At 64.2% G+C, this 11450-nt stretch carries 11 protein-coding genes; 7 read left to right on the forward strand and 4 right to left on the reverse strand.

The window, feature by feature from the left end; genetic code table 11:
* Window positions 1-2 precede the first annotated feature (2 nt).
* The 3 genes from IPK66_14820 to IPK66_14830 are packed head-to-tail and all read left to right on the forward strand — an operon-like array spanning window position 3 to window position 2194.
* Window positions 3-1454, forward strand: a complete 1452-nt coding sequence (locus IPK66_14820) for a glutamate synthase subunit beta (GenBank protein MBK8176487.1) — start codon at window positions 3-5, stop codon at window positions 1452-1454.
* 60 nt (window positions 1455-1514) lie between these two features.
* Window positions 1515-1760: a DUF1178 family protein gene (locus tag IPK66_14825; protein MBK8176488.1), complete on the forward strand. Its 246-nt coding sequence runs from the start codon at window positions 1515-1517 to the stop codon at window positions 1758-1760.
* Window positions 1742-2194, forward strand: coding sequence for a DUF423 domain-containing protein (locus IPK66_14830; GenBank protein MBK8176489.1), 453 nt, complete (start codon window positions 1742-1744; stop codon window positions 2192-2194). The genes IPK66_14825 and IPK66_14830 overlap by 19 nt, the downstream gene beginning before the upstream one ends.
* A gap of 32 nt (window positions 2195-2226) precedes the next feature.
* Here the strand turns inward: IPK66_14830 and IPK66_14835 are convergent, their stop codons facing one another.
* The gene (locus tag IPK66_14835; GenBank protein ID MBK8176490.1) at window positions 2227-3804 is read right to left on the reverse strand and encodes a phosphoglycerate dehydrogenase; all 1578 of its coding nucleotides are present in this window, start codon (window positions 3802-3804) and stop codon (window positions 2227-2229) included.
* A gap of 126 nt (window positions 3805-3930) precedes the next feature.
* Window positions 3931-5106, reverse strand: a complete 1176-nt coding sequence (locus tag IPK66_14840; protein MBK8176491.1) for a phosphoserine transaminase — start codon at window positions 5104-5106, stop codon at window positions 3931-3933.
* 358 nt (window positions 5107-5464) lie between these two features.
* Here IPK66_14840 and IPK66_14845 point away from each other — a divergent pair, with 358 nt between their 5' ends.
* Window positions 5465-6805, forward strand: a complete 1341-nt coding sequence (locus tag IPK66_14845) for a TIR domain-containing protein (GenBank protein MBK8176492.1) — start codon at window positions 5465-5467, stop codon at window positions 6803-6805.
* Between the two features lie 291 nt (window positions 6806-7096).
* On the opposite strand, the gene IPK66_14850 is transcribed toward IPK66_14845, so the two are convergent.
* A complete protein-coding gene (locus IPK66_14850) occupies window positions 7097-8542 on the reverse strand; it encodes a B12-binding domain-containing radical SAM protein (protein ID MBK8176493.1) in 1446 nt (481 codons plus the stop codon).
* A 256-nt stretch (window positions 8543-8798) separates the two neighbouring features.
* Here IPK66_14850 and IPK66_14855 point away from each other — a divergent pair, with 256 nt between their 5' ends.
* The 3 genes from IPK66_14855 to rsmD are packed head-to-tail and all read left to right on the forward strand — an operon-like array spanning window position 8799 to window position 10964.
* Window positions 8799-9512 carry a gamma-glutamyl-gamma-aminobutyrate hydrolase family protein gene (locus IPK66_14855; GenBank protein ID MBK8176494.1) on the forward strand — a complete coding sequence of 238 codons (714 nt, stop codon included), beginning with the start codon at window positions 8799-8801 and terminating at the stop codon, window positions 9510-9512.
* Window positions 9496-10326 carry a pseudouridine synthase gene (locus IPK66_14860; protein ID MBK8176495.1) on the forward strand — a complete coding sequence of 277 codons (831 nt, stop codon included), beginning with the start codon at window positions 9496-9498 and terminating at the stop codon, window positions 10324-10326. Before IPK66_14855 ends, IPK66_14860 begins: the two co-directional genes overlap by 17 nt.
* Window positions 10323-10964, forward strand: coding sequence for a 16S rRNA (guanine(966)-N(2))-methyltransferase RsmD (rsmD, locus tag IPK66_14865; GenBank protein ID MBK8176496.1), 642 nt, complete (start codon window positions 10323-10325; stop codon window positions 10962-10964). The genes IPK66_14860 and rsmD overlap by 4 nt, the downstream gene beginning before the upstream one ends.
* Here rsmD and IPK66_14870 read toward each other — a convergent pair.
* Window positions 10933-11448 (reverse strand): TIGR02281 family clan AA aspartic protease, encoded by a 516-nt coding sequence (locus tag IPK66_14870; protein ID MBK8176497.1) that lies wholly within the window; start codon window positions 11446-11448, stop codon window positions 10933-10935. The two genes, rsmD and IPK66_14870, sit on opposite strands and share 32 nt — an antisense overlap.
* Window positions 11449-11450 lie beyond the last annotated feature (2 nt).

Raw genomic sequence — 11450 nt, forward strand, 5'->3', positions numbered from 1 at the left:
TCATGGGAAAGCCCACGGGGTTCAAGGAAATCGCCCGGCGCGACCGCTCGTACGAGCCGATCGCCCAGCGCGTGCGTCACTGGCACGAGTTTGTCGTTCCGCTCGCTGAAACCGAGCTGGCGAAGCAGGGCGCCCGGTGCATGGACTGCGGCATCCCGTTCTGCCACTCGGGCTGTCCGGTCAACAACATCATTCCGGACTGGAACGATCTGGTGTTTCGCGGTTCGTACCGCGAGGCGCTGGATGTTCTGCATTCGACCAACAACTTCCCGGAATTCACCGGGCGGGTGTGCCCGGCGCCCTGCGAGGCGTCGTGTACACTGAACATCATCGACCAGCCGGTGACGATCAAATCGATCGAGTGTTCGATCATCGATAAGGGCTGGAGCGAGGGCTGGGTGCGGCCGGTGATCCCTCTGCACCGCACCGGCAAGCAGGTGGCCGTCGTCGGCTCGGGACCGGCCGGGCTCGCCTGTGCCCAGCAACTGGCCCGCGCCGGACATGCCGTGGTCGTTTTCGAAAAGCGCGACCGGATTGGCGGCCTGCTGCGTTACGGCATTCCCGACTTCAAGATGGAAAAGCACCTGATCGACCGGCGCATGGCGCAGATGCAAGCCGAAGGCGTTGAGTTCCGCCCCAACAGCCATGTCGGGGGCAATGTTTCGGCCAAGCGCCTGCTCGACGAGTATGATGCTGTCGTCCTCGCCGGCGGTGCCGAGGCGCCGCGCGATCTGACGGTTCCCGGCCGCGAACTCGACGGCATCCATTTCGCCATGGACTTTCTCGTCCAGCAGAATGCCCGCGTCGCCGGGCGCAACGTTGCCGAGGAGCAGGCGATCCTCGCCACCGGCAAGCACGTCGTCGTCATCGGCGGCGGCGATACCGGCTCGGACTGCGTCGGCACGTCGATCCGCCAGAGCGCCAGATCGGTCACCCAGCTCGAGATCATGCCGCGTCCGCCGGAACGGGAGGACAAAAGCCTGACGTGGCCTTTGTGGCCACTGAAGCTGCGCACGTCGACCTCTCACGAGGAAGGCTGCGAGCGCGACTGGGCCGTGTCCACCCGGCGAGCGCTCGGTAACGGGCGGCTCGAGGCACTGGAACTGGTGCGCGTCGATTGGGGTAAAGGCGAGAACGGAGCATGGCGGCTGCAAGAGCGGGACGACAGCGCGTTCACCATTCCGGCCGATCTGGTGCTTCTCGCCATGGGATTCGTCCATCCCGTGCATGACGCCCTGTTCACCGAACTCGGCACCCAGCTCGACGAGCGCGGCAATGTCAAGGCCGACACGGAAGCGGAGGTCGGCGCCTATCAGACCAATATCGCCAAGGTGTTCGCCGCCGGCGACATGCGCCGCGGCCAGTCGCTGGTGGTCTGGGCGATCCGCGAGGGACGTCAGTGCGCCCGCTCCGTCGACGAGTTTATCATGGGTCACTCGGAACTGCCGCGGTAATCCGGGTGGTTCCACCGGACGTACGTCACAAGGAAATCGGATGCTAAAGTCGAGGTTGCCGTGATCGTGTTCAATCTCAAATGCACCGAGGGGCATGCCTTCGAGGAGTGGTTCGCCTCGTCGGCGGACTACGAAGAAAAGGCGGCGGCACATAGTTTGGCCTGCCCCGAGTGCGGTGATACCCACGTCGAAAAAGGCCTGTCGGCGCCACGGATTAATGGCGGGGCGGCGACGCCGGCGCCCGCCGTCGGTCCGTGCGGCATGCCGTGTGGCAGCACCGGTGGCCTGTGCGGAATGGCGCGCTGAACCGTCCCTCGGCTGCCTCGGCTCCGGATGATGGTCGACCTGCGGTCTATTCCCGCCTCTGGGTGTTTCTTGGCGCGCTCAACGGCCTCGTTTCGGTGGCCGCCGGTGCCTATGGGCGGCACGGCGCGCTTGAACCGGCGGGGCGCGAGATGTTCACGATCGCCTCGCAATACCAGATGACCCACGGCCTCGCGCTGCTGGCGGTCGGCTGGCTCGCCGGCGGCAGCGCGCTGGGCGGCGGACGGGTTCTGCCCAACGTCGCCGGCATCGCCTTTACCCTCGGGATCGTGCTGTTCTGCGGCTCGCTCTACTGGTTCGGCATCAACGGGCTGGTGCCGCTGCAAGGCTCGGCGCCGACAGGCGGGATCTTGCTGATGGCCGGATGGGCCACCTTGATGGCGGCGGCGGTGCGCCGCATCGCCGCTCGAAGCTGAACGCGGCGCACGGCCTTGCCAAAGTCAAACTCTTAGAAGCGCACGGCCCTGGCGCGGACGACGTTGGGCAGGGTGCGGACCTGATCGAGGAGGGACTCGCTCGGGGCCTCGTCGATCTCGATCAGGGCGATCGCCTTGCCGCCGGCCTGATCGCGGCCGAGGTTGAAGGTGGCGATGTTGATGCCAGCGTCGCCCAGCAGCGTGCCGAGGCGGCCGATCAATCCCGGTCGGTCGCGGTTGGTGACCAGCAGCATGTTGGGGCGGAGCTGGGCGTCCATCGGCACGCCATTGATGCCGACGATACGCGGCTGATCGCCATTGAACAATGTGCCGGCGATCGTCCGTGTCTGGTTCTCGGAGACGACGGTGAGCGCGATCAGCGTCTGGTAGGCGCCGGCGCGCTCGCGCGTGACCTCGCTGACGGCGATGTCGCGCGCCTTGGCGATCATCGGCGCGTTGACCATGTTGACGGTCTCCATCTGCGGCGACAGCAGTCCCTCGAGCACCAGGCCGGTCAGCGGCTTGAGGTTGAGCGAGGCGGCGTGGCCCTCGTATTCGATAGTCACCGCCGTCACCGCGCTTTCGACCAGCTGGCCCATGAAGCGGCCGATCTGGCCGGCAAGCTTCATGTAGGGCTGCAGGCGCGGCATTTCCTCGGCGCTGACCGACGGCATGTTGAGGGCATTGACCACGGCGCCGGTCAGAAGGAAATCGGCCATCTGCTCGGCGACCTGCAGCGCCACCTTCTCCTGTGCCTCAACGGTGCTGGCGCCGAGATGCGGGGTCGCCACCACCTGCTCGAGGCCGAACAGCACGCTGCTCTTCGCCGGCTCGACCGCGAAGACGTCGAGCGCCGCGCCGGCGACTTTCCCCGCGAGGATCGCCGCCTTGAGGTCGTCCTCGATGACCAGCGAGCCGCGGGCGCAGTTGATGATCCGCACGCCCGGCTTCATCCTGGCCAGAGCCTCGGCGTTGATCATGCCACGCGTGGTTTCCGTCGATGGCGCGTGCAGGCTGATGAAGTCGGCCCGCGCGTAGAGCGCATCGAGCTCGATCTTCTCGACACCAAGCTCCTCGGCCCGCTCGGCGGAGAGGTACGGATCGTGGGCAATGACCTTCATCTTCAGCCCGCGCGCACGGTCGGCGACGATGCCACCGATGTTGCCGCAGCCCACGATGCCGAGCGTCTTGCCGGCGAGTTCAACCCCCATGAATCCTGACTTCTCCCACTTGCCGGCGTGGGTCGAGGCGTTGGCCTGGGGGATCTGGCGGGCGAGAGCCATCATCATCGCCAGCGCGTGCTCGGCGGTGGTGATCGAGTTGCCGAACGGCGTGTTCATCACCACGATGCCGCGCCCCGTGGCGGCGGGAACGTCGACGTTGTCGACGCCGATTCCGGCGCGGCCGATCACCTTGAGGTTCTCTGCGGCGGCGAGGATGTCGGCTGTGACCTTTGTCGACGAGCGAATGGCAAGGCCGTCGTAGCCGCCGATGATCGCCTTGAGCTCGTCGGGTTTGAGTCCGGTGCGGACGTGCACCTCGACTCCGCGCGAGCGGAAGATGTCAGCCGCCTGGCTGCTCATGCTGTCGGAAATCAGAACCTTGGGCATGGGAGTTTCGTCCAGTGATCGTGATATGTCAGTGATCTCGGTAGACCGGAATCGCCGGCCCGCAGTGCGCCGGACGTCCGACGTCAGGCGCGCCGCGAACCAGGTGTGGGCCGATCGGAGGGGGTGTCAGACGGCGGCGAGTTCGGAGCGCGCCTGCGTCCACGCCCAGTCCAGCCAGGGAAACAAGGCCTGCAGGTTGGCGGTCTCGACCGTGGCGCCGGCCCACAGGCGCAGGCCTGGCGGCGCGTCGCGATAGGCGCCGATGTCGTAGCCGGCCCCTTCCTGTTCGATCAGCGCGGCGAGCTTCTTGGCGAGGGCCGCCTGCTGGTCGGCCGGCAGGGCCTGGAAGCCGGGATCGACGATCTTCAGGCACACCGAGGTGCGCGAGCGGGTGACGGGGTCCTCGGCGAGGAAGTCAGGCCAGCCGGCGCGGGTAACCCAGCCGGCGATCGCCGCGAGGTTCTCGCGCGACCGGCGCATCAGACCGGCGAGGCCGCCAACGCTCTCCGCCCAGGCGAGGCCGTCGAGCGCGTCCTCGACCGCGAGCATCGACGGCGTGTTGATCGTCTCGCCCTTGAAGACGCCCTCGGTGAGCTTGCCGCCCTTGGTCATGCGGAACAGCTTGGGCATCGGCCAGGCGGGGGTATAGCTCTCCAGGCGTTCGACGGCGCGCGGGCTCAGCACCAGCATGCCATGCTGGGCCTCGCCGCCCAGCACCTTCTGCCAGGACCAGGTGACGACGTCGAGCTTGTCCCAGGGCAGCTCGTAGGCGAAGGCGGCCGAGGTGGCATCGCACAGGGTGAGCCCCTCACGGTCGGCGGCGATCCATTCGCCGTTGGGGACGACGACGCCGGAGGTGGTGCCGTTCCAGGTGAAGACGACGTCGCGGGCGAAATCGACCTGCGAAAGATCCGGCAGCTTGCCGTAGTCGGCTTTGAGCGCACGGACGTCGGTGAGCTTGAGCTGCTTGACGACGTCGGTCACCCACTGATCGCCGAAGCTCTCCCAGGCGAGCATGTCGACGCCGCGCGCGCCGAGCAGCGACCACATCGCCATCTCGATGGCGCCGGTATCGGAGGCGGGCACGATGGCGAGGCGGTAGTCGTCCGGAAGGCCCAGGATCGCCCGCGAGCGGGTGATCACCGCTTCGAGCTTGGTCTTGCCGGCCTTGCCGCGATGCGAGCGGCCGAGCACCGCGCCGTCGAGGGCGGCGAGCGACCAGCCCGGACGCTTGGCGCAGGGTCCGGACGAAAAACAGGGATTGGCCGGCCGAACGCTCGGCCGTTGCGACGTCGTGGTCATTCAGGTGTGCTCCCATCCTTGCAGATGGGTCGCGGCCCGTCGGGAGGCCGTGGCCCGCCCGGCTTATACGCGAGCGGGCGGGGTGGGGTCAAATGTCGGGTGCGGGAGGCTCGTTCAGTGTAGGGGTTCGGTTTTCCTAGGCCGCGGCCGCGGCCGGCGCTTCCAAAAGGTTGGTGTCAAAAGGCAAGATGATGGAAGCATTTTTATTGGTTTCACAAACGGCGTTACCGCGACCTTAACCCTTATTCAGCGAAGTGAGATTCGGAGTCTCCTTTTGCTGGCTGATTAGCAGATTGCGCTCACTCCATTCGGAGCTAGATTAATCTGATAAAATCGATTCTGAAGGTTAGGGGGAAGGATGTCCGACGTATTTTTGAGTTACTCGTCAAAAGATAAGGTATCAGTAACTCGACTTGCAAAAGATTTGCGAAGTCGTCACGTATCAGTATGGCTCGATGAATGGGAAATAGAGGTGGGGGAATCAATAACACAAAAAATAGAAGAAGCGTTGAAACAGGCAAAGTACATAGCGGTGTGGCTCACTCAAAATTCCGTTAACTCGGGGTGGGTGAGCAAAGAATGGCACGCAAAGATCTACCAGGAAATTTCATGCGCTAAGGTTATTATCTTGCCTTTGCTTGGTGAAAAATGTGATATCCCATTATTTTTGGCAGATAAAAAATGTGCTGATTTTGCGTTTAGCTATAAAACAGGCCTAGATGCCCTCTTGAGGTCTTTAAAGAAGAGGGCGGGTGCAGGAGAAAGTATCGCATTTGACAGCTCTACACCAATTCTTGTGTCTACGGAGCGCTTTCTTAAGGATTTAGAAGGGTCGCATATACCAATTCCATTGGTGGGAAATTTGAGAATTCTGAGATCATTGCAGAATCTTGAGCGATCAGGAAAGCTATTAAGACTCGAGAGCATGGTTCCTAAGCTACCAATACGGTCTATATACGACCATATTTTATCTGTCGCTCATTCAGCAGATTGTCTATTGCCTCACATTAACTTCCCATTATCTGGGAGGGATCGTGTTGAATTGGCTAGAGTCATCGCATATCACGATATATGTGAAATTATTTTGGGAGATATTCCTCAGCATACTAAGCTGAATTTTACAAAGAGAAGTCGAGCGCATGTTACCGCACAGGTGCGACTTGCGCAGCTTCCTGATGGAGAGCCAGAGAGAATAACCTATGATTTTATAGGGATGTTTCTTCAGAATAGTGAAAGAAATAGCTTACATGCTGCGGTAAGCACATTAAAGGGGCAGTCTAATGTAAAGAAACTATTCTATGCATTAGATAAAATAGATCCAATAATTGCAGTATGGCGATATATAGACTACTGCATGAGCATCAAACAATTTCATATAGATGAATTTATATACAGAATGATGAGATTTTTTGATAATCCACAGGTAAGAACTGCCGTGTATAAAAACGTTCCCGATGGAATGATGCTTGATCTTGTGGATCAACTCCAGAATTATGATAATGCCAGGGCATATTTCAATGATCAAACCATTATACGACGCAGATTATTTGAATTTGATGAAATCATCGTGCGGACACTAATACAAGGCCGAGGGTTACATTTCGTGAGATCGAGATCGAAAGCAAATATAAATAAACGTGGTCCCATAATCTCTTCTTCTGCGAGCGCGACGAACCCGGCGGATCGGATTCCACGCTAATTGTTGGGCTATCAATGTGTGCTTTGATTGATACACGACGTGCGGCGGATTAAGGGCGTTGCCCTAATCCGCCCTCTATCGACCCTGATAATCCGGCAAACCGCGATCTTTTCGTCCGCTTCGTCCGTTCCGCTATCATTGGCGTTGGGAGCACGCGGCGGCGCTAGGCGTTGCGCCAGAATGATTGCAGCGCCGTGGCGAACGCCGGCGGGTTGCTGCAGCTGTCGCCCGATGCCGCGCGTGCCATGACAAGGGCGTAAGGCCGCGGGGTGTCACTGGCATCGGGTGTGCTCAGACGGGTTCGCTGACGTCGCAGGGGCCGGCGGCGGCGGCTTCCTCGCCGCCGAGGATCAGGGCCCGCCAGTCGGCGCGCTGGGGCATCAGCGGCGGGCGGGCGGTGTGGATGGGGGCGAGGCCGGGCGCGGCGATGGCGCCGTGCGGGTCGCGCTCGCTGATCTCCATGCGCCGGTAGAAGAGGTTATAGACCGACCACAGCGCGCGGCTGCGCCCGCCGCCCAGCGGGAAGCGGCGCAACAGCGAGCGCGGCCCATAGAACCGGTCGTAGGCCAGCCACTGGCCGTCGCGGAGCTGCTCGGCGCCGAGGCCGACCGGCTTATAGACGACGTGATGCTGGTCGTAGGCGTTCCAGTCGAACGAGGCGATGCGGTCGTTTTGCAGCATCTCGAACCAGTTCAAGGTGCCGGGGTAGGGGGTCATGATCGAAAAGCCGCAGACGTCGTAGCCGGCGTCGATGACGAAGCGGGCGGTCTCGTCGAAGACGCTGGCCTCGTCCTGATCAAAGCCGAACATGAACAGGCCGAAGACGAGGATGCCGTGACTGTGGAGCTTTTCGACCAGCGCCCGGTAGCGCTCTGGCGAGTTCTGGTATTTATGCGCCTTGCGCAGGGTTTCGCGGGACAGGGATTCGAAGCCGATGGCGAGCATGTTGCAGCCGCTGGCGGCGGCGAGTTCGAGCAGCCGGTCGTCGAACGCCGCGCCGAAATTCACCCCCGCCTGCCAGGAGACGCGCCGGCCCTTGAGCGCCTGCATCACCTCGGCGGCGCGCGCCGGGGTACCAAAGAAGTCGGCGTCATTGAAGGCAAAGCTGCGGGCGCCGGTGGCATCGATCTCGCGCATCACCTCGTCCACCGGCCGGTAGCGGAAGCGCAGGCCATACATCAGCTGCTCGGCGCAGAAGGTGCAGGCGTGGTGACAGCCGCGCGAGGTCTGGATGAAGGTGCGGTTGACGTAGCGCTTCGGCTTGATCAGATCGTAGCGGGCGAGCGGCATGTCCTGCATCGAGTGCAGGCGGTCGGCCTTGTAGATGCCCTTGACGCCGTCGCCGTCGAGGTCGTCGAGGACCTTGTGCATGACCAGTTCGGCCTCGCCGATGAGCACCGCATCGGCGTGCTGCAGCGCCTCGTCGGGCATGAAGCTGGGATGCACGCCGCCCATGATCACCGGGATACCGCGGCGGCGGAAGGCATCGGCGATCTCGTAGCCGCGCTTGACATATGAGGTCATCGCCGAGATGCCGACCAGATCGGCGGTGAGGTCGAAATCGACCGGCTCGACGTTCTCGTCGGTCAGCACCACCTCGTAGCGGTCCTGGGGGATCAGCGCCGCCACCGCGAGCAGGCCGGCGAGCGGCGAATAGAGTGCCCGGCCGAAATAGAGCGGGCGGGTGATGGCGGAGTCCGCCTTCGGATTGACGAGATAGATCCGTCGCGCGCGCATGCTTTCCCTCTCTGCTCCCCATTGAGCGATTGGTCTTACCAGCGCGGGCTCGCGGGGTCTGGCGCGGGTCACCTCTGGCTTCAGTCTCACTGGCCTTGCTGGCCTTATTGTGTGCAATCGCTCCGCGAGCGTAACACCGTTCGGGAGCGGAATCAGACCGTAATCGCATGCATGGGGCGGCGTTCGCATCACGGCGGCGTGCGCCGCCCCTTGGCTGGCGTTGCGCCGGCGGGCGTGGATGCCTAAAGTCCGGCGCATGTCCATTCCCGTCATTGGTATCACGCTCGACCGCGAGGAGCCCGGCGGCTACTCGAAGTTTCCCTGGCTGGCGTTGCGGCAGAATTACTGCGGCGCGGTTGCCCACGCCGGCGGCTTGCCGCTGCTGCTGCCGCCCGATGCCGGTTCCGCCGAGGACTATCTCGCCAGGATCGACGGGTTGATCGTCTCCGGCGGCGCCTTTGATATCGATCCGGCGCTGTTCGGTGCCAGCGAGCGCCACCCCAGCGTGACCACCAAGGACGAGCGCACCGCCTTCGAATTGGCGCTGACCCGCCTTGCCCTTGAGAGCGATCGCCCGGTCTTCGGCATCTGCGGCGGCCAGCAGCTCCTTCATGTCGTTCTGGGCGGCACGCTCATCCAGCACATCCCCGACGAGATCGAGGGCGCGCTCGCCCACGAGCAGCCCAATCCCCGCGACGAGCCGGGCCACGTCGTGCGCGTTTTTGCCGGCACCCGCCTTCACGCCATCGTCGGCGCCGAGACCATGGCGGTGAACAGCGCCCACCACCAGGCGGTGAAGGACGTGCCGGTGGGCGTGGTCATCGGCGCGGTCGCCGAGGACGGGGTGATCGAGGCGATCGAGGCGCCGGACAAGCGCTTCTGCCTCGGCGTGCAGTGGCATCCCGAGTTCGAGATCGATCCCGGTGATCGCTTGCTATTCCAGGCCTTCGTCGATGCCGCGCGCACCTGACCGCGGCGCGGGGCCGGCGGCCAAGCCGGCGGAGACGGGGCGGGGGGAAAGGGCTGGGACGGAGAAGGTGGAGACGGAAAAAGCGCGGACGGACGGCGCGCGGATCGCCAAGCGCATCGCCGCGGCGGGGTTGTGCTCGCGCCGCGACGCCGAACGCTGGATCGCCGAAGGCCGGGTGGCGGTCAACGGCCGGACGATCGATTCCCCCGCCCTCGTCGTCGGCGGAGACGACCGGGTGGTGGTCGATGGCGCGCTGCTGCCCGACCAGGCTCCGCCGCGGCTGTGGCGCTACCACAAGCCGGCGGGGCTGGTGACCACCCATCGCGATCCCGAGGGGCGACCGACGGTGTTCGAGCATCTTCCCCGGGCCCTCGGCCGGGTGATCTCGATCGGTCGCCTCGACCTCACCTCGGAGGGGCTGCTGCTGCTGACCAATGACGGCGCGCTCGCCCGCCGACTTGAACTGCCGTCGACCGGATGGACCCGGCGCTACCGGGTGCGGGCGCATGGCACGCTCTCGCCGGCGGCCATCGACCGGCTTGGCCGCGGAATGATCGTCGACGGTATCCGCTACGGGCCGATCGAGGCGCAAGTCGACAAGCAGCAGGGCAGCAATGTCTGGCTGTCGCTCTCGCTTCAGGAAGGCAAGAACCGCGAGGTGCGCAAGGTCCTGGAAGCGCTGGGACTGACCGTCACCCGACTGATCCGCCTCGCCTATGGGCCGTTCCAGCTCGGCAGCCTCGAGCGCGGCGAGGTTGCCGAGATCTCCGCCAAGGTGATGCGCGAGCAGCTCGGATCTGAGGCGAAGCGGTGAGGATCGTCGCCGGGCGCCATCGCGGCCGGGTGCTGCGCGTCCCCGACGTCGTGGGCGTGCGGCCGACCGCCGATCGTGTGCGCGAATCGCTGTTCAATATTCTCGATCACGGGATCGACTGGCCGGGCATCGCCGGAGCGGGCGTGATCGATGGCTTCGCCGGCACCGGCGCCTGCGGGCTGGAAGCGCTGTCGCGCGGCGCCGCGCAGGTGACTTTCCTCGATACCAGCGCCGACGCCCTGCTCGCTATCCGCCGCAACGCGGCGAGTCTCGGCGAAATCGCCAACGCGGTGCTGCTCAAGCTCGACGCCAGCCGCCTGCCACCGCCGCCGCGGGTAATCAAGGCGCCGGCGAGCCTTGCGCTGCTCGATCCGCCCTACGATTCCGGCCTCGCGGTGCCGGCGCTGCAAGGGCTTGTCCTGCGCGGCTGGATGGCATCGGGGGCGATCGCGGTTGTCGAGGTGGCGGTGCGCGAGCCGCTCGCCGTGCCGTTTGCCTGGGCGATGATCGACGAGCGGGTCTACGGCGCGGCGCGGCTGGTGTTCCTGCGCGCCAAGGCGCCGACAGGCGAAGCGGGTGCGGCTGGCACCCTGCCTGCCGGCGAGCCTACCAGCGCAGGGTCATCTGACCGTGGCTGACCTCGTAGCCGCCAAGGCGGGCGAGGAAACTGGCGCCGAGTAAGGAGACATCCATCGGCTGGGCGCTGACCGAGGCGCGGACGTTGCGCATCCTCAGCGCGCCGATGCGCACCTCGCCCAACCGGACCGGCGCGGCGCGGACAACTCCGCCGGGGGTGCTGTAGATCTCGGTATAATCGTGGGCACCGACCTTGAGATCCAGACGCTCGGCATCGCTGGCGGAGAGCACGACGTTGCTGGCACCGGTATCGACGAGAAAGCGGATGGGCTGGCCGTCGACGTCGGCGCGGACGAGAAAATGGCCGCGCGGATCGGCGCGCAGGACCACCTTGCCAGGACCTTCTGTGACGATCGCGTTCGTCGGCTGGGGCTGCGGGATGAGGCGGGCAAGATCGTTCAGCGTCGAGCGATCGCCGAGGGAGGCAAGAACGAGCAGGCCGGCGCAAGCGGCGTTAAGCAACCAGCGGGCGAACGTCGCGATCATCG

It is taken from the genome of Rhodospirillales bacterium, from assembly GCA_016712595.1.
Lineage (GTDB): Bacteria > Pseudomonadota > Alphaproteobacteria > Rhodospirillales > Defluviicoccaceae > Defluviicoccus.

Bases quoted from the DNA above. Each gene is read 5' to 3' on its own strand.
- IPK66_14835 (MBK8176490.1), bottom strand. From the start codon at position 3,804: ATGCCCAAGGTTCTGATTTCCGACAGCATGAGCAGCCAGGCGGCTGAC.
- IPK66_14820 (MBK8176487.1), top strand. From the start codon at position 3: ATGGGAAAGCCCACGGGGTTCAAGGAAATCGCCCGGCGCGACCGCTCG.
- IPK66_14860 (MBK8176495.1), top strand. From the start codon at position 9,496: ATGCCGCGCGCACCTGACCGCGGCGCGGGGCCGGCGGCCAAGCCGGCG.
- IPK66_14855 (MBK8176494.1), top strand. From the start codon at position 8,799: ATGTCCATTCCCGTCATTGGTATCACGCTCGACCGCGAGGAGCCCGGC.
- IPK66_14850 (MBK8176493.1), bottom strand. From the start codon at position 8,542: ATGCGCGCGCGACGGATCTATCTCGTCAATCCGAAGGCGGACTCCGCC.
- IPK66_14840 (MBK8176491.1), bottom strand. From the start codon at position 5,106: ATGACCACGACGTCGCAACGGCCGAGCGTTCGGCCGGCCAATCCCTGT.
- IPK66_14870 (MBK8176497.1), bottom strand. From the start codon at position 11,448: ATGATCGCGACGTTCGCCCGCTGGTTGCTTAACGCCGCTTGCGCCGGC.
- IPK66_14845 (MBK8176492.1), top strand. From the start codon at position 5,465: ATGTCCGACGTATTTTTGAGTTACTCGTCAAAAGATAAGGTATCAGTA.